The following is a 17,275-nucleotide window of genomic DNA, read 5'->3' as shown; positions in this document are numbered from 1 at the left end:
TCTTTCCCTCTTTCCCTCCTACCCTTCGGGAAGCCCTATGGGTTGCGCCAGTTGCTTTATGCCGGGAAACCCGTCCACCGCAATGGCTTACCGCTCTCCGAGCGTCTACACTCTTTACACTCCTTCACTTCTTCACTATTTCAACATCACGTTGAAGTCTTGACCTAAGCGCAGTAAATTATCAGCAGTATTATGTACGCCAAATTCAGCTGCCAGTTGGGCTCCTAATGTACCGTGGAGGAACATCAGAAACATAACGGCTGCTCCTGCGAACAGATAACTCCACTGGACTTGTCTATCTTCTGACTTACGCCATACAAAACGTTGGAATCCACGCCAAGCAGTCATCCCAATAATCAGGATTAACAGGATAACTCCACCGACACCATGCCAAAGCATAGTTTCCATTGCTGGTAATCCCCAAGCACTCTTAACGTCAGTTGGTGCTTCTGCCAACATCATCTCGTAGAAGCCAGCTGTGACGGTAAACAAGGTAATCCCAGCAGAAGCGAGCATGTTGTACCAGCCAACATCAAACAAGTTTTCCCGTTCTACAGAAATAGACAGATACTTGAAGATAAATTTGTTCACTGGTAGGAATACACCCACCGCATCGAAGAAGATGGCAATAATGAACAAACCAAGGGTGAGGTGGACTAAATTGGGGTGAATAGGAATGCTGTAAGGTAAGCCATTAGCGCCAAGATTTAATTGTTCTAATAGTTCAGAGTTCATGGTAAGATTCCTTCCTTTACTGCTTCAACAACTGGTACTGTGTGCAGTCCATAAACCCAAACTAGTTGATCTCCTAAGAAAACTTGGAAGCCAACTATTAAGCTGAGAATTAGTCCTACTCCTAGATAAGCCAAGGGTAATTTTTGCGAGTTACGAGTACGAAGCACATAGCGCCATGCCGTAATTGCGGCGATAATTCCTGATAGAGACCAACCAATCAGGGTGTGTATATTTAGCACTGACTTCACCATTTGATATGGCTTTGCTAAACCTGCTTCAAATTGACCAAAGATAATGGCAACAAAAATGGCAATAGTTGCTAAACACATATTCCACCAACTCACTTCAAATAGACGGGAGTTACTAGTGAAATAGCCAATGACATCGCAGAAAACCGCAAACAGTACCATTGCAATCACAAAGTGAACCACAATGGGATGTAAGGTATCTGGATATGGTAAGTTATGCTCGTTTAACGAGGTGAGAAAATCAAACATATTGTTCTCCTAATCATAGGATTTCTACCTAAATTTAACTTCGATATTTGACACCACACAAAATTTCTACCAGAGCAATAAATCTACTAGATTAAGTTCATATCTATGGGGAGAAATCCAGTGATCTATTTTCAGGTTGTTAGTTATTAGTTGTTAGTTTTTGGTTGTTGGTTGTTAGGTATTAAGTGTTAGCAATAGTTAATTGACTGTTGTCATGAAAGCACTAAATTAAACTGAGGATTTGCACCTATAGTAAAAATATATTTACCTTATTTACTAATACAAATCGCAGTTTGACAGTGAATTTAATTAGTACTCCCATTAATTGTCTGTACTTCAGTTTATTTACTCATAAATATATGTTGGGGCAGCGACCTATTACAAAAATACATAAAGTTGTGGGTCTTTGCTCTATCACCATGAACTTTTCTTTAGTTTAATGAATTATTTATATTTTGTCAAAACCTAAATTCACAGAGTATTAGACCTACTTGTTATCTGAAAATATCTTGGATGTCAGTAGCTATTGTGAATATGAATAAATATCAAGTTGTGCAGTAAATAACATTTTAATTATGGTGTTTTGTAATGGAAAATACAATTATAATTTCACATCAAGTTGTTTTTTCAATAGACCTATCCGAAATATGAATTAAGTCAAAAAAAGTGGTAGAAGACAAAAAAAAGCATCTACCACTAAAATAAAGAGTTGATTTAATGTGGGCTGCTCTTAGTGGTTTATCTATCTGTTTATACTATTTCTCAAGTTCAAAAACCAAAACCCACACCAGCCCTTACTACCCAACCTGAGTTCGGGATAAGCTCAAACCCTGATTATATCGTTACCTGATTTTGGTCTTCATAAACGTGTTTGCGTTGTTTCAGGCATTAATCAGCCTCTCAAAGTGAAATAAAGCTCCTTAACCCGAACTGAGGTTACCCAAGTCGCTCCAGCAACCAAGGTAACTGCTTTGGGAAGATTAGAACCCCAAGGAGATTTAATGCTAATTAGCAAAAGGACTCAAACCTTTGTGTATCAAATTTTATATGCTGATGTGAGCAATTGCTTACCTGAATATGCCACCCTCAAGGCAATGGGTTATTCCGACCTTAGTCTATCATTTTGAGGAGTTGGGAATTAATTACCAATTTTTAATACCTTGACTGCATTTCCAGCAGTAATCACTTTCTCACCTACTGGTATTACTGCTAGAGCATTGGTTTGAGCTAAATTGATTAAATTACCAGAACTATGACTACCACCAGCCAACTGAAATTGGTATACTCCATCAACTAAACTTAATCTCCCCCAAACATAGGTTTCCCGTTTCCCAGCGCTGCGCAATTCTTGAGTGGTGGTAGCATTGATAAATTGCGGTTGCCAAGCATCAACTAAACCGGAAAATTTAGCGATCGCAGGTTGGACAAATCGCCAAAATGTCACTAGGGCAGAAACGGGATTTCCTGGCAATCCAAAGTATAAAATATTTCTTTCATCTTGATCGAAGGTGGCAAAAGTAAGGGGCTTTCCTGGCTTCATTGCCACAGCACGAATATGAATTGTGCCTTGGAGTGATGTAATAATTTGTTCCACGTAATCGTACTCTCCTACAGAAACCCCACCAGAGGAAAGAACTATATCGGCAGTGGTAATTGAGTCAGCGATCGCTTGTTGTAAAGCTTGTTTATCATCGGGGACAATTCCTATTACCAATGGTTCTGCCCCCATTTGGTGTACTAAAGCTGCCAATGCATATTGATTGGAGTCTACAATTTGTCCTGGTTGCAGAGATTGATTTGGTCTGACCAATTCATTGCCAGTAGATAAAATAGCAACTTTTGGTTTGCGGTAAACACTGATTTTTACACATTGAGCAGCAGCTAAAACGGCAATTTCTGGGGCATTTAAACGTATACCTGCTGGTAATAGTTGGTTTCCAGCTTGGTAGTAAGAGCCTCGATGTCTGACAAATTCCTGGTTTTTGGGTGCAGAGAGAATCTGTATATGGTTATGATCTCGGTGGGTTTCTTCCTGCATCACCACAGTATCTGCACCCTTTGGCATAACTGCGCCAGTAAAAATTCGCGCTGCTTGTCCCGATTGAATAGTTGATTGGGGTTGGTATCCAGCAGGAATTTCCTCAACAATTTCTAAAATAACTGGTTGCTCATGGTTAGCTGATTCTACATCTGCATAACGTACTGCATAGCCATCCATAGCTGAATTATCCCAATGGGGAAAGTCTAATTGGCTGGTGATGGGTGTAGCGAGAATACGATTGACTGACAATAAATCCACTATCTCTGTATCTTGCGGATGTTGAAGGGGTTGAGTTAAGTTAAAAATAGTGGTTTCCGCATCCCTGACAGATAACATAAAGCTAGACTCCCAATAACTGTTAAATATTTAAGCATTACTAAGTAAGTCGGCACAATAAAACCAAACTATGTGGAGAAAAGTAAATAAGGCTAAAACCCTTTTTCCCCCTGCTCCCTGCCCCCTGCCCCCTGTCTTATCCAAACGATAATTTTTTACGCCTACCTACTTACAATAATCCATAACATAGGTAAAATGTGAATTTCCTGATCTTTTTGGGAACTATATATTTGGTATCAGCATAAATAAATTTAAATCAAAAAAGATGATTTAAATTTTATCTATCAATATATTTTTAATTCATAAATAATTCTATGAAAAGTCGCTCTACCTATTTGGATGCATCAGCTAAAATATTTATTATTGATGATAGTTATTATAACCTAGATATCCTATCCACTATCTTAACTGAGAGTGGATATAATGTGGTAGCAGAAATGAATAGTGAAATTGCGTTTGATCAAATCATAAAATGTTATCCAGATTTAATAATTCTAGATGTAGTTATGCCAAAAATAGATGGTTTTAAACTATGTGAAGTCCTCCATTTAGAACCAAAGACCAAAGATATCCCCATAATTTTTATGACAGCCCTTACAGATATAGAGCAGAAAGTTAAAGGATTAAATTTAGGGGCTGTTGACTATATTACTAAACCGTTTCAAAAAGAAGAAATATTAGCCAGGATCCAGGTACATTTAAGAATTAGACAATTAAATTTAGAACTAGAAGAGCAAAAACAACAACTAGAACAACGAGTACAAGCAAGAACTGCCGAACTTTCCCAAGCTCTAGAAAATCTTAAGCAAACCCAATTACAACTAGTACAGGCTGAAAAAATATCTTTAATAGGACAATTAGTTGCTGGAGTAGCCCATGAAGTTAATAATCCTATTGGTTTTATTGCAACTAATTTATATCATGCCAAAAATTATGTTGAAGACTTAGTTCATTTGGTACAACTTTATCAGCATCATTTCCCTCAGCCAGGAGCATCTATTGAAAAACAAATTGAAGAAATGGATTTGCAGCATGTATTAGAGGATTTACCTAAATTGGTGTCTTCTATGAAACTGGGTACAGATAGCGTGCGGGGAATTATGCAATCTTTGCGGACATTTTCAAGAGCAGATGGAGATACAAAAAAGGCTGTTAATATTCATGAAGGATTAGAAACAACTTTGATGATTTTACAACATCGTCTCAAAGCTAAACCTAACCGTTCTGCAATTAAAGTAATTAAAAAATATGCTAATTTACCTTTAATTAAATGTTATTCTGGACAACTCAACCAAGTGTTTATGAATCTATTAGCAAATGCAATTGATGCATTAGAAGATTCATTAATGAATCGGGATCAAGAAGCAAAAAATCTGCAAATTCATGTTTGTACTAGTCTAGATCAAGAAAGAGTAATAATTCAGATCGCAGATAATGGTATGGGTATACCAGAATCGAAACAAAATGAGATATTTCAGCCATTTTTTACAACTAAAGCAGAAGGCAAAGGTACAGGGTTAGGACTTTCTATTTGTCAGCAGATTATTAGGGAACAGCATGGTGGTACTTTGGAGTGTGTATCATCTCCTGGTGAGGGTACAGAATTTTTGATTACTATTCCCTTGTAACATCATTTCCGGTTAAAGACTTATGGTTAAGAGTGCCAGAGAAAAAGAGTTTTAATATGTTTGCGTCATGATCTGAATAATAAGTAATCTCCCAAACTTGATATAATTATTCCTAGAGAAAAAATGATTGCGACAGATGGAAAGAAAAACTTATTTAGTAAGTCTTTCACAATTCCGGAAAACTATTCATGGGGGAAACTCCTAAGACCAAACTGTGCTCAAAATCTAAAATCTAAAATCTAAAATGGTATTAGCTATCTGGGGATTTTAATGCCCTATCTAGTACTCGACGGGCATCTTCTGCCTTAAGTTTGGCTTCTTGATAACGGAGATTGGCTTGGGCAAAACTTTTGAGCACTTTAAACCCTTCCTTTAAACTGGCAATCTCTGATTCTGCGATCGCTCGATCTGAAAATAGGATATCAATTGTTTGCCGTACTTCCAAGGCTTCAGCTTTTGACTCCTGAACCTTAAGTTTGAGATTTGCTAAGTTACTGAGGATCTGTACGGCTTGAGTAACCTCTTCTTCTCCACTAGCAGCCGTAGTTTGCGGTTCTTTGACTTCAATTAATTGTTGAGGACCAAACCCATCTTCTAATTCCGTTGGTAGTTTACCCGCTTCCATCAGTTCCATTAATTGATCCATAGCCTTGTCGCGGGCTTTGTCTGAATCTCTACCAGGAACGTTGAGGATAATCTCTGGGCTTTGAGCAAGGGTGTACTGAACCATATCTCATATCTCAGCAAAAAATTGCTATTCTTATTCAATTAAGCGAATATTATCTTACCGCAAATTTCTAGCTATAAGCTGAAATATTTACAAAACCAGTTAATATAATGTCTGGTTGAATAATTGTCAGGTATAGCAATCCGATTTGATTCCTGAATCACTCCTAGAGACAAGGAACGGAGAGCAGGGAACAAGGAACAGGTAACTTGTAAATCCAAAACACTTATGGCTTCCCCTTCCTAACCTTCGAGTTTCTGGATTTAACATCTCGACGCCGCTCGATGTTAAAGCTGAGCGAAGCTGAAGCTGTAATTCCCCCACCAATTATCCTTCTTCCTTCCTCCTACTTCCTTCGTTTAACTTGGGAATTGCTAGCACCATTGCTAATTCCACCCTCTAACTTCCAAACTTTAGATACAATAGGAAATTACGTTATAAATTTGTTGGAGATTGTGCTTATGTCCCGTCGCTGTCAATTAACTGGAAAAAAAGCAAACAATAGTTTTGCGGTTTCTCACTCCCACCGTCGTACAAAGCGTTTACAAAATGCTAACTTACAAAATAAGCGTGTTTGGTGGGCAGAAGGTAATCGCTGGGTAAAATTAAAGCTATCTACCAAAGCCATCAAAACTTTGGAAACCAAAGGCTTACAAAAAATGGCAAACGAGGCAGGTATCAACCTCAATCATTATTAATTGCAAATACATTAGACATCTCCAAAAAACCATGCAGAGACGCTCTAGGTTAATTCCTGATTGCGTCTTTGCAGTTATTGTGGTTAAAAGAGATCCATCCCATATAAAATCCCCCGCACTCACAATTCCTAAAATTGAGGATAATTTGAGGTTATTTGGGGGACTTAGGGACTTTTCGTAAAGAATTTTGAACTTTTAGCTTTTAACTCTGAATTTTACCCTTCACTATTTTTTTTCTTTTTTGATTGGGTTTAACCACTTGAAATTCAAAAGAAGCCACATGTTGATCGCCAATATATACTTCAATTAGATGGTTCCCTTGAGGATCTCCAGGGGTAATTGTCCAAGAATTTGTAATCATGCCTTTTTGGACTGCATCTGTGCGAGTTGTTACTGCAGCAGTACCATTGTTAGACAAAGAGAAATTTTCGCCATTTTGTGTTCCCCAAGTTAGGGGTAGTTGTGGCAATCGAAATATTTCCTTCCATGTTACCTTCCCTTTGTAATTTTTCAATTGCAATCGCCATCCATAGGCAAGTCCTGCTTCTAGTGGTACTTTCTTTGTGGGAATAAAGGTAATTTTTCCACCTTTATCCCGTCGAAATACACCAAACTCTGCCTTGGTAACTTTAATGTTTTGTTGTTTGGTTGGATGTATAGTCGGTTTTCCTGGCTTTTTTGCCGGATTTACAGGCAATTTAGGCGGCTTGCTTGGGTGTTTTACCTTAGTAGGTGTTGGTAGTTTCTTGGGTGGATTTACAGGTAGTCTGGGCGGCTTGATGGGATCTCCTACCTTTGTCGGCTTTGGTGTTGTGATGGTGGGAACTACCACGGGTTTGCCTGGATTATGGGGATGTTCTACCTTTTTTCCTGGAGGATCTACCGTCTCATGAGCGATCGCAGGAAATGTTAAACTGATAAAAGCTAATAAGGTGCTGTAAAATAAATTTCTCAATGGCATCATTGTGTCAGCTTATTGATTGAGAGATACTTATTCATGCATTAATTCATGGTTTTTTTCAGATACAATCAAGACATTTTGGTTGTTACTAATTAATTTTTCTATTTTCCCAGAAAAATTAATACATGGAGAGATCAAATGTATGTGGTTACATAGCGTACTGCTCCTTTTAGACCCATCTTCAAATTAATCACAACATATATAGGTATTTTTTTTAACTCTTCTAACAGTGTTTTTCCACAGTCTTTCTGGAAAAATGCATTGAGAAAAGTTCCTTCCTGGATCAGTGGCAAAATCTGCGGAGCAATTCCTCCTGCTACATAAAGTCCCCCATAGGGTAAGAATTGCAAAGCAAAATTACCTAACTCAGATCCATAGGCTTCTACAAACATATGTATAGCTTTCTCGCAGAGGCGATCACCCTTGGCTAAAGCAGCCGCCGTAATCAGTGCTGCTGGATCTACAACTTCTCGACAGATCCCATCTTCCTTTTGCCAAGCTTTGATAATCGGACCTATCTGTGGTGATTCTGAATAATGCTCTTCGTCTCTGAGGAAAGAGTAAATTGCGACAATACCACGACCTGAAACTATTTGCTCAACTGAAACTCCTGGAATATTTTTGTTGCGATCGCCCATTTGCTTGAGGATATATTGTGAGAGTCGAAATTCCTGGTCATTGTGGGGGGTAAAGTCCACATGTCCACCTTCAGTTGCATAAGCCCTATAGTCACCATTCTGTTTGATTAAAAACGCTTTTCCCAAGCCTGTTGCCGCTCCAATTACAGCAATCAGACCATTTTTATCAGGTTTACCCTTTTGTAATGTCACGTAGTCACAACCATCTAATGGTGGCTGTAACCCATAGGCAATAGCTTGAAAATCATTAATTAGCTGGATCTTGCCAATCCCTAGTTTTTGCACTAGACGATCACCATCAATCTGCAAATTCAAATTGGTGAATTTACATTTATTGTGCTCGATTGGAGCCGCAACCGCAAAACATGCCTTGTCAGGAACAATCGGATTATCTGATTTTAGTACCTGCTTCGATTCTTTGAGGAACTGCCTGACCATAGGCACTATGTCTTGAAAGTCACCAATAGGGTAGCGTGTTTCATGCAAAGATTTAAATAAATTTTTTGATGATTTTACTTGCTCTGGTGATAACAGACAAAGTCTTGCCTTTATGCCACCGATATGTGCTGCCAGTAAAAATTGCTTCATATTCTAGGTTATTTTCAGCTCCCGCTTCAATTTATTTGGTACAGACGACGCTTTTTTGACTTCTTGGGGCTCCCATTTCGTATTTCTATCCCAGTGAATATCTTTTAAACTTGTCCCCCTCAGATTCGCTCCCTCCAGATTGACACCAATCAAATTTGCATAGTCAAGGGTGGCACAACTAAGATTTGTACCACTGAGGTCTGCATTATGCAAATTGGCATCACTGAGATCCGCATCACCTAAATGGGCATCTTGAAGATTTGCATTACCCAAGAGAGCAGTGCGGAGGTTTGTACCCGTAAGAACTGCATTCTGAAGATTTGCACTACCTAAAAATGCCCCAGTCAGGTCTGCATTACCTAGAAATGCATGACTGAGATTGGCATCACTGAGGTTAGCACGGCAAAGTTTGGCGTTACCAAGAAATGCTCGATTGAGGTTGGCGCTACTCAGATTGATCCCATTCAATTTTGCACCACTCAGATATGCCTTTGTCAGTTTGACTCCATAAAGTTCTGCACCATGCAGATCTGCACCACGGAGATTTATTTCTGCGAGAAATGGTCCTACTGTCTTGACAAATACCTCTGCACCAAGGCAACGGCTGTAACTAATCAGACGGAGTAGTCGATAGGGGTCAAATGGTTCAGTTTCAGATATTAGATGACGAGATTCCAAACTAGACTGATTCTCATCAGCACAATTTTTGCTTATTTTGCCACATGGGTAAAATGAAATTTGAGTACTATTACGGTGTAGTTCTAAAAGGAGTATGAATATGTTTAGTCCTGTATAAATATCTATCTGTCGCTGGCCGAAGAACAGACCTTGGGTTTCTAGAGGCTTTTGAAGTTGGTGCATTTTTCTCTGAGCCAGAGTTTCAGAAAATACATTGTTAATGAACTCTCCCTTAACCCAGCGAAAATAAAAATCTTCCAACCGTGTGAATAGTGACACTGAGTCGAATTTTTGACTTTTCCTGAGTAATGCCCTGAGATACCCGACAATCTCTAGGGTTAATCCACCAAAACCCAGGAGGTCATAAATCTCCCAATCCATGCGGTTGACTGGGATCAAATATTCTTGACGTTCGGGCCACTTCTGGGTCCAGTTGATCAGACTTTCTTGCAAACGCCTAGCATACAAAAACTCACTGAAACTTTTGTGGTTAAACTGTATTTTACCTCTACTTTCACTATTCGGCTGGATGGAAAAATTGGCTAAATTAGTGGAGTATGTCTTCGCTTTTTGTAACTTCTGCAATTTCTGAATCAGCTCAAGAGCAATTCCTTTATTTTTCAGACGTTCCTCTACCATGATTATCGCCGCACGTATACCGCCAGACTGAATGGCACATAAACCTGCTTCTTGCAGAATTCGTTTCAAATAATTTTTCTGGGCTGTGGTGAGATTACCTTTATTTTTTCCCAACAGAGCTTTAGTTACTGTATTTGGCAGTTGATTTTGGAGTACCCAATCTAAGAATTTTTCATAAATTTGGATTTTTGCCTCTTCAGGACTTATCCCTTGATTAAATATCTCCTCAATATCTTCTAATTCCCGATCATGATGCATTGCTGCTAACAAAAACAGTAACAATCGTTCTTTGATCAAGCTCTGAAGTTCTCTTCGATTATTCAAAAACTGCTCAAATTTTCCAGCTTCATCAGCTCCAACTCCCTTTAGTTTTCCCCACTGTTCCAGCCATTTTTGCTGTAGTTCCCTATCGAGGGGCTGAATCTGCACCCGTTCTAAATTAGGAATTATTCGCTCATAGATCAGTGGTAACCCCAAAACCTGCAATGCGGAGAAACTACCGATCAGTAAAACCCGATGTCCCGCTTCTTCATGATTTAACTGACAAACCCGTTGAAATTCTCCTACTTGTTGCAGAAAAGCTTCTAAACCCTGCTCAATTTGCCTTTCTGTGATTAATTCATCTAAGCAATCTAGCAAGAACAAAAAGCGGGTATTTTTATCTTTTAACCAATGATCATCATTATTGGCAAACTCCCATTTACTTAAAGCTGTTTGCAATGTTTTGGCAAAATTATACTCGAGAGCTCTGATATCCTGTAATTTAATCCAAATTGGTGTCAAAATAGGATGCCAATTTTGTCGTATCCAATTGGCAAATATATGACAAAAAAGGCTTCTTCCTTGTCCCGGTTCGCCTTGAACAAAAAGCACCTGGTCTTGTTTATTAGGATCTGCGAGGGCTTCTATTGCCCAATCTTGTAAATAAAATTCTTGTCTGCCATCTATATCTGCATATTTTGCCTTTATGGGAATATTGATATCCTTAAAAGTAAAATATTCATCAGATGGATTATCTTGGGACTGTTTGTATAGATATTCACTGATCTTCTGGTATTTCAGGTTTTCTTTTCTGGAAAATTCATGGATTTTCTCTTCTGTTTGTAAATTTTCCCAAGCCAGTTGATCTTGATAATGTTTCTTTTGCCGCTCCCATACCTGAGCACTTATGGCTAATACCCACTGATTGGCAAAATCCTTGGCAACATCTCCTTCTTCAGCCAAGAACTGCATGATATATTGATGAGTTCCCAGAGTCACTCGCTCGCTTAAAGTTTCTAGTTTTAACTCACTGAACCCAAATTTCTGCAATTGCTCCGTTAGTGCTAATTTCAAGTTTTGTGCCAAGTTTGATTCATGGAAACAGAAAAGAACTTTCTCTGCTTCGTGTTTATTTAATTTCCAGGCATTTTTATTTAATAGATTGCTCTGCCGTTCCAAGAACTGAAAAAACTTAATTTGACCAATTTGCTGCAATAAAGCTTGTCGTTCCCATTCTTCTAATAAATTTAAAATGGCTTTAAAACTTGCCAGATAAGCAATTTGACCCACCCAAGCTACACATGCCTCTAGAAATTGTTGCTGCCGAGTTTTTTGGGTGTAAAGCATCAAAATTTTCTTGGTGGTAGATGTCAGTTGCAAGTCTGAAGTGAAAATTTCCTCTAAAGATGAAAGCAATATCTTGAGAATCTCAAACCTCTTGCCCACAAATAAAGACCATACCTGTTGAGGATCTAGAACTTGAGCCTCCTGTTGCGCTTTAAGGGATTTAGCTCGTTGTACTAAGGCTGGTAAACTGGGATTCTCCATGTCCAGGAACAGCACTAGTGTTTGTCGCAGGGGATGCTGCTTGACTAACCAAAGACGCACTAACTCAATTGTCACCTTATAGGGACCCCATTCAGCTATGGTTGATGTCTGCAAAAAACCACTAGTTAATAATGCCTGCTCTGCTTTTAATAAAGGTTCTTGTTGAACAACCCCATATTCTTGGAGTAGTGCCCATGATTCTCCATTGATACCTCTCTCTTGAGCTTCTGCTATGGCTGAGAAGACCAATCTCTCAATATCTGGTAGCCCATCCCAAAACCATGTTAAACCAGCTTCACCACTCTCAATTGCCTTATCTATAACAGCTTTTACATCATTGCGCTTTACTAAAGATAGTCCTTTATCCCGTGCTCGACTGAAAATGGCATGGCAGAGAAGTTGTGTGCAGTAGGGATGTCCTGAGGATAGTTCCAGAATAGCTTGAATTCCATCTTCGCTGTATACTAGCTTACCCTTCGCTGGTTTAGTAATTAGTTGCTGGGCACTATCTTTGTCCAAAAGACCGATTTTTCGGTGGGGGGCTGACTTAAATAGTAAGCGAAAATTTTCCAGCTCGTCTAGTCTTCTTCCGACCACGGGAATGATAAACAGTTTTTCTTGCCCTTCTACAATCTGTTGTAAAAAATGAAAGAATTGGTTAGCACCAACCTTTCTGCTTCTGTGGTCTAAAACATCAAATTCATCTAGTAGTAGTACAAGATTCCTATCTTTTAGTGCCGGATAGACTTGAGACAGGAATTGGCTGGCGAAGATAAATTGATTGTTTTCCAGTTCCTTGCGTTCCGGCAAATTTATCTCGTCCTCTATCTTACACCCAACAGTAATTGCCTCAGCTAATTCCTCCAGGATACAGCCTAAAGATTGGTTTTCTCTGCCTTGAAGGTCAAATTGAACAAAGATGAAATCTTCCAAGGGTAGTGCTTTAGGGATTTGTAATAGCAAGGATGTCTTACCAATACGGCGTTGACCATGCAGTAAGATTACTTTGCCACCCTTTCCACCTTTCCCTTGGAGTAAATTATCTTTGATAAACTGGAATAGTTCCTCTCTGCCAAAGAAAAATTGAGATTCCCTAGATCTGATGGGTCTGCCAATAATATAGGGATTAACTTGCATCACTTTCATTCCCTCTCTATGCTTGGGAAATTAACTTCTGCCAACTGTTCCATCAAAAGTGGCTACCAATGTGCTAAACCAGTCAACATTATGCTGGATTTCATTGGGGTTATTCCATAACCACCGGATCAGATTACTAATTTCAACTGCTTGATCATGACTTAAGCCTAAAGCAGTTCTTTCCAATTCCCGTAGTCTGATTTCATCTCGTTTGTTGATAATTTCCTGAGTTATCCACCACTCCATGATGAAGGAGGATATAACAAAAATTTCCCGCTTCTCTTCAATTGGTGGACGCAGAAGACGTTTGTTAATGGTTTTACAAACCTTTCGTTGGAGAACGCCTTGCTCTTCTAAGGCGAACAACTCTCTTTCCTTTTGGCTCAATATTTTTTCAATACAGTCTAGGTCAAATTGGTCTTTTTTTTGCAGACTACTTCCTAAATTTCTCAAGACAATCAGCATTAAAAGTAACTGTTCCTCATGATGACAAGATGCCCAGATACTCTCAAAGATTAGTTGGCTGGCATTGAGAAAATCTTCCTGGAATTTCTTCTCAATAACCTTGTGTCCCTGGCGAAAATTGTTATAGAGAAGAAAACCGGCAGTTTCTAGAAGTGTAGGATGACCACCAGTTAATTTTTTAACTTCTTTCTGTTGCTCGGGCTTCAGCGACAATTGAGTAGGCATCCGAGCAAACATTTCTGCTGTCTCCTCAAGTGTAAATGGCTTGAGTGGCAAAAACAGATAGTGGTTGTACCAGGGAGAAACTTTGAATGTAATTTTGGGACCAAGTAGGTTTAAAGGCTGGGATGATGCTACGACTGTTGAGAGATATTCTCCTTCCTGGGAATGGACAGCAAGATTACGAAACTCGCTTAAAAAGGTCAGCATCTCAGTTTCTGTGTATTTGTCATGGGAATAGAGAGCCATATCATAATCGTCCAGTAGTAGCACCAAGAACTTGTTGTGATTGCCTATCTTTTCCAAAACAGTTCGCAAGTCGCTTCTGTTCACCTCATTCCGATTGAGTATCTCATCGATGACATGACTGAGTTCAATCCCCCATGAACAGGTACCATAATTTTTCTTCACAATCCCCAGCAATTCTCTCAGCATCTCTCTCCAGAATTCTGTGGGGGTGAAGGGTTGAATACTCGTACAATTAACATACACAAAAATTGCCTGACATAGTTCCGAGTCTAATCCCTGTTGCTCCCAGATTTGAGATGAGGTTAGATATTGAAGTAAGGAAGACTTCCCCATCCTTGAACTACCCCAAATAGCCAAATGGCTGCGATTGATAATTTGATCGAAGGCTATATTGATTTCAGTTGTTCGCCCCACAAACTTATTTGGGGGAATCGGACCCCCGACAAAGAAAGGATTTGTTGATTCTCTGTAAGGGTTTTTGGAAATATTGTTGGGTGCCATATTGCATCTTCCCTACATCAAGGCTGATAACTCAATGCTTACTTTTTTAGGAATAGCGACAAAATAAGTTGGGCACATTAGTCTATGCGGTTATTAGCTAGATGCTCAACTTATTCAATTGCTATTCTTAAGTGTAGAAAAAAACAATGAGGAACTTACGAGCTCAGACAAAAATTGTAATAAAATTAATATTCAATTCAGTAAATATCTATATTTGATTATATCTGCTACAATTAAGCCGTCCAAACTTGATTTGATCACAAACACATTTAAAGAGAAGTTAAATATTCTGCTCCTCTGACCATTTCTTTAGCTCTTCTAAAAACAAGAGTGCGGTTCTGCCAAAATCAGTGATCTCATAGGAGACGGCAAAAGGTCTTGTACTAATTACTCTACGTTTTACCAGACCTGTATCTTCCATCTCTCTAAGTCGTTGAGTTACCATCTTTTTACTAGCTCCGCCAAGCTGACGAGCCAAATCGTTAAAACGCATAGGTTCATCCTTGAGATGCCAAAGAATTGAGCCTTTCCACTTACCCCCTAAAATCCTCATTCCTCGCTCAATGGGACATGGACTAAGGCAAGGCTCAATCACCCCCTTGCGACCTTTATCCTCTGGTTCTATTTCGGTTTTAGAAATCATTCAATACCTGGTTACTAAAAGTAAACTGGTTGACTTTTGTTTTCTAAGTTAACACAATAAGCTTATTGCTTCTAACTCTTAACTTAATTGCGAGGAAAACGGTGAAAAATATTTTCTTGATTAATGCTCATCAGGCTTATCCGTTATCAGAAGGCAAGCTAAACCAGTCTTTAATCCAAAAAGCTCAAGACATCTTGGAAAATAAAGGATATTCTCTTCGCAAAACGGCAATGACAGATTCTTATACTGTCGAAGAAGAATTAGAAAAGCATCAGTGGGCTGACGCAATCATCCTTCAGTCTCCAGTCAATTGGATGGGTGTATCTTGGAGTTTCAAAAAGTATATGGATCAAGTTTATACCGCAGGGATGACAGGTGAATTATGTAATGGTGATGGGCGTAGTCGTAAAGATACTTCTAAGCAATACGGTTCTGGTGGAACAATGAAGGGCAAAAAATATATGTTTTCACTAACCTTTAATGCACCCAAAGAAGCGTTCGATGATCATCATCAGTTTCTGTTCGTTGGTAAGAGTGTTGATGATTTGTTCTTTCCTATGCACATGAATTTCCGCTTTTTTGGGATGGAAGCTTTAGACACATTTGCTTGCTTTGATGTCCTCAAAAATCCCAAGATAGAGAATGATTTTGAGAGATTTGCAGCCCATTTAGATCGTTTGTTTTAAATGATAGGAAAATATAATGGCAAAACAACCTGACATTCATCTTTATACTGCATTCACATTAACATTCTCCCACCACTAACCTGACAGTGTAGTGGTGAGAGAATATCAATACTATAATTGCCTCGTGGATCTGTCTCGTGTAATTTTACAATTATAGAAATTCCTCACCCTGTTATGTCGTTACAAGTAAATTTTCAAATCTTATCGTGTTGGGTGAGGAGAAAAAATCTAGTATTAACTAATACTTAATTCATATTCAACTGACGATAAATTACTGATTGCCCTCGACTTGATAAATACCATTGGGAGTCCTAATGTATTTGTCACCATTACGTGTTCTCACAGTAGCACCACGGACACCTCTATACACAGCAGCACCGTTGGTTCCTCTGACAAAACTACGACGAGTTCCCTTGTAATTAACAGTACCATTGGGTCCTTTCACAGCACCGCGGCGGGGTCCTCTGTAAACGTTACCACCATTAGGTCCTCGACAACCAGTTCTAGCAACACCATCGACACAGACACCACCATTAGCTCCTTCGTAAACTGTTGGTTCAGCATTCGCAGTGGTAGCAAAGGTTGTTATACCAAGGGTAAGACTAGTAGCCAAGATTAAGGATGTACGTTTGAGATTCAACATGATATTTGCTCTTGATTAGGGATAATAGTAGAAAAAGTGAAACTGATGAAATCTAAAATTAATGATTTCAACGATTGGAAAATGGGCGGTTATTGAGCCACTTTTGTCGTAATGTTTGGATTTTTTGTCTTTGTTCTGGGGTGAAAATTTCTTGTATTTGGGATTTTTTAGACTGTACGATATTCCATACTTGGCTTTTTTGCTCATCACTCAGATTGAGGGAACGAAAAGCTTCTATACGCTGATCCATATTGGCTGTAATTACTTGAAATTGTTCTTGTTGTTGCGGAGTCAAAATGTTCTGAATTTCTGTACGGGTATTTTGACGAATTTCTGCCAATTGGGCTTTTTGTGATTCTGTCAGTCCTAAATTTTGTAGAAATTGGATTTGGGGAATTTGTGCAACTATCTGAGGAGATGAAACATTAGTTTCTGCCTTTACAGTTAAAGGGGTAATTACTAAATTGAGAGCAAGTGTTCCAGCTATAAATAAGACTTTTTTGAATTGCATTGAGTTTATTCCTCATGTGTTTTGTTTCTATGTTTTTATCCTATAAAATCAGAGTTGAAAACACATGATGAAAAAGTCATGAGTAGGGAAAATCATTGTCTATACAAAGTCATGTATGAATACATGACTAAAGTCATATGGCAAACTTGACTAATGTTACTGGTAATCTAGCAAATAATGATTACAGTAGATTTAAACCCAATTAATTAATAGGAATATTTCTGTGCAGCGTCCAATTCAATTCAA

15 protein-coding genes are annotated in these 17,275 nt (G+C 38.7%); 4 read left to right on the top strand and 11 right to left on the bottom strand.

The genetic code is table 11. From position 1 onward, the window contains the following. Positions 1 to 135: 135 nt before the first annotated feature. The gene (locus CALSC_RS17955) at positions 136 to 735 is read right to left on the bottom strand and encodes a DUF2231 domain-containing protein (protein ID WP_088242664.1); all 600 of its coding nucleotides are present in this window, start codon (positions 733 to 735) and stop codon (positions 136 to 138) included. After that, a complete protein-coding gene (locus CALSC_RS17950; protein WP_088242663.1) occupies positions 732 to 1,232 on the bottom strand; it encodes a DUF2231 domain-containing protein in 501 nt (166 codons plus the stop codon). The genes CALSC_RS17955 and CALSC_RS17950 overlap by 4 nt, the downstream gene beginning before the upstream one ends. 971 nt (positions 1,233 to 2,203) lie before the next feature. On the opposite strand from CALSC_RS17950, the gene CALSC_RS26600 reads away from it, so the two are divergent. Continuing rightward, positions 2,204 to 2,359 (top strand): hypothetical protein, encoded by a 156-nt coding sequence (locus CALSC_RS26600; RefSeq protein WP_159460645.1) that lies wholly within the window; start codon positions 2,204 to 2,206, stop codon positions 2,357 to 2,359. Between the two features lie 11 nt (positions 2,360 to 2,370). Here the strand turns inward: CALSC_RS26600 and CALSC_RS17945 are convergent, their stop codons facing one another. Then, a complete protein-coding gene (locus CALSC_RS17945) occupies positions 2,371 to 3,609 on the bottom strand; it encodes a molybdopterin molybdotransferase MoeA (RefSeq protein WP_088242662.1) in 1,239 nt (412 codons plus the stop codon). Between the two features lie 314 nt (positions 3,610 to 3,923). On the opposite strand from CALSC_RS17945, the gene CALSC_RS17940 reads away from it, so the two are divergent. After that, the gene (locus CALSC_RS17940; RefSeq protein ID WP_088242661.1) at positions 3,924 to 5,237 is read left to right on the top strand and encodes an ATP-binding protein; all 1,314 of its coding nucleotides are present in this window, start codon (positions 3,924 to 3,926) and stop codon (positions 5,235 to 5,237) included. 250 nt (positions 5,238 to 5,487) lie between these two features. Here CALSC_RS17940 and CALSC_RS17935 read toward each other — a convergent pair whose 3' ends face one another. Then, positions 5,488 to 5,967, bottom strand: coding sequence for a hypothetical protein (locus CALSC_RS17935; RefSeq protein WP_088242660.1), 480 nt, complete (start codon positions 5,965 to 5,967; stop codon positions 5,488 to 5,490). Positions 5,968 to 6,425: 458 nt separating this feature from the next. Here CALSC_RS17935 and rpmB point away from each other — a divergent pair, with 458 nt between their 5' ends. After that, positions 6,426 to 6,662 carry a 50S ribosomal protein L28 gene (rpmB, locus tag CALSC_RS17930; RefSeq protein WP_088242675.1) on the top strand — a complete coding sequence of 79 codons (237 nt, stop codon included), beginning with the start codon at positions 6,426 to 6,428 and terminating at the stop codon, positions 6,660 to 6,662. A 202-nt stretch (positions 6,663 to 6,864) separates the two neighbouring features. Here rpmB and CALSC_RS17925 read toward each other — a convergent pair whose 3' ends face one another. The 5 genes from CALSC_RS17925 to CALSC_RS17905 form a co-directional block, all read right to left on the bottom strand. Continuing rightward, positions 6,865 to 7,626, bottom strand: coding sequence for a hypothetical protein (locus CALSC_RS17925; protein ID WP_235006840.1), 762 nt, complete (start codon positions 7,624 to 7,626; stop codon positions 6,865 to 6,867). A 131-nt stretch (positions 7,627 to 7,757) separates the two neighbouring features. Then, positions 7,758 to 8,849, bottom strand: a complete 1,092-nt coding sequence (locus CALSC_RS17920) for a glucokinase (protein ID WP_088242658.1) — start codon at positions 8,847 to 8,849, stop codon at positions 7,758 to 7,760. A gap of 3 nt (positions 8,850 to 8,852) precedes the next feature. Then, positions 8,853 to 13,112: a pentapeptide repeat-containing protein gene (locus CALSC_RS17915; protein WP_235006839.1), complete on the bottom strand. Its 4,260-nt coding sequence runs from the start codon at positions 13,110 to 13,112 to the stop codon at positions 8,853 to 8,855. A 30-nt stretch (positions 13,113 to 13,142) separates the two neighbouring features. Continuing rightward, positions 13,143 to 14,546: an ATP-binding protein gene (locus CALSC_RS17910; RefSeq protein WP_088242656.1), complete on the bottom strand. Its 1,404-nt coding sequence runs from the start codon at positions 14,544 to 14,546 to the stop codon at positions 13,143 to 13,145. A 280-nt stretch (positions 14,547 to 14,826) separates the two neighbouring features. Beyond that, positions 14,827 to 15,189 carry a winged helix-turn-helix transcriptional regulator gene (locus CALSC_RS17905; RefSeq protein ID WP_088242655.1) on the bottom strand — a complete coding sequence of 121 codons (363 nt, stop codon included), beginning with the start codon at positions 15,187 to 15,189 and terminating at the stop codon, positions 14,827 to 14,829. Between the two features lie 101 nt (positions 15,190 to 15,290). On the opposite strand from CALSC_RS17905, the gene CALSC_RS17900 reads away from it, so the two are divergent. After that, the gene (locus CALSC_RS17900; RefSeq protein WP_200817677.1) at positions 15,291 to 15,875 is read left to right on the top strand and encodes an NAD(P)H-dependent oxidoreductase; all 585 of its coding nucleotides are present in this window, start codon (positions 15,291 to 15,293) and stop codon (positions 15,873 to 15,875) included. A 271-nt stretch (positions 15,876 to 16,146) separates the two neighbouring features. Here CALSC_RS17900 and CALSC_RS17895 read toward each other — a convergent pair whose 3' ends face one another. Next, positions 16,147 to 16,518 carry a hypothetical protein gene (locus CALSC_RS17895; RefSeq protein ID WP_088242654.1) on the bottom strand — a complete coding sequence of 124 codons (372 nt, stop codon included), beginning with the start codon at positions 16,516 to 16,518 and terminating at the stop codon, positions 16,147 to 16,149. 67 nt (positions 16,519 to 16,585) lie between these two features. Further along, a complete protein-coding gene (locus tag CALSC_RS17890) occupies positions 16,586 to 17,029 on the bottom strand; it encodes a Spy/CpxP family protein refolding chaperone (protein ID WP_088242653.1) in 444 nt (147 codons plus the stop codon). Between the last annotated feature and the right edge of the window lie 246 nt (positions 17,030 to 17,275).

Origin of the sequence: Calothrix rhizosoleniae SC01, from assembly GCF_900185595.1 — a bacterium.
GTDB classification, from domain to species: Bacteria; Cyanobacteriota; Cyanobacteriia; order Cyanobacteriales; family Nostocaceae; genus Calothrix_A; species Calothrix_A rhizosoleniae.
The sequence above is the reverse complement of the archived record's forward strand: the minus strand, read 5'-3'. Positions and strand labels throughout refer to the sequence as shown.

Coding starts and splice junctions, on each gene's coding strand:
- CALSC_RS17955 (WP_088242664.1), bottom strand. CDS start 735: ATGAACTCTGAACTATTAGAACAATTAAATCTTGGCGCTAATGGCTTA.
- CALSC_RS17950 (WP_088242663.1), bottom strand. CDS start 1,232: ATGTTTGATTTTCTCACCTCGTTAAACGAGCATAACTTACCATATCCA.
- CALSC_RS17945 (WP_088242662.1), bottom strand. CDS start 3,609: ATGTTATCTGTCAGGGATGCGGAAACCACTATTTTTAACTTAACTCAA.
- CALSC_RS17940 (WP_088242661.1), top strand. CDS start 3,924: ATGAAAAGTCGCTCTACCTATTTGGATGCATCAGCTAAAATATTTATT.
- CALSC_RS17935 (WP_088242660.1), bottom strand. CDS start 5,967: ATGGTTCAGTACACCCTTGCTCAAAGCCCAGAGATTATCCTCAACGTT.
- rpmB (WP_088242675.1), top strand. CDS start 6,426: ATGTCCCGTCGCTGTCAATTAACTGGAAAAAAAGCAAACAATAGTTTT.
- CALSC_RS17925 (WP_235006840.1), bottom strand. CDS start 7,626: ATGATGCCATTGAGAAATTTATTTTACAGCACCTTATTAGCTTTTATC.
- CALSC_RS17920 (WP_088242658.1), bottom strand. CDS start 8,849: ATGAAGCAATTTTTACTGGCAGCACATATCGGTGGCATAAAGGCAAGA.
- CALSC_RS17915 (WP_235006839.1), bottom strand. CDS start 13,112: ATGCAAGTTAATCCCTATATTATTGGCAGACCCATCAGATCTAGGGAA.
- CALSC_RS17910 (WP_088242656.1), bottom strand. CDS start 14,546: ATGGCACCCAACAATATTTCCAAAAACCCTTACAGAGAATCAACAAAT.
- CALSC_RS17905 (WP_088242655.1), bottom strand. CDS start 15,189: ATGATTTCTAAAACCGAAATAGAACCAGAGGATAAAGGTCGCAAGGGG.
- CALSC_RS17895 (WP_088242654.1), bottom strand. CDS start 16,518: ATGTTGAATCTCAAACGTACATCCTTAATCTTGGCTACTAGTCTTACC.
- CALSC_RS17890 (WP_088242653.1), bottom strand. CDS start 17,029: ATGCAATTCAAAAAAGTCTTATTTATAGCTGGAACACTTGCTCTCAAT.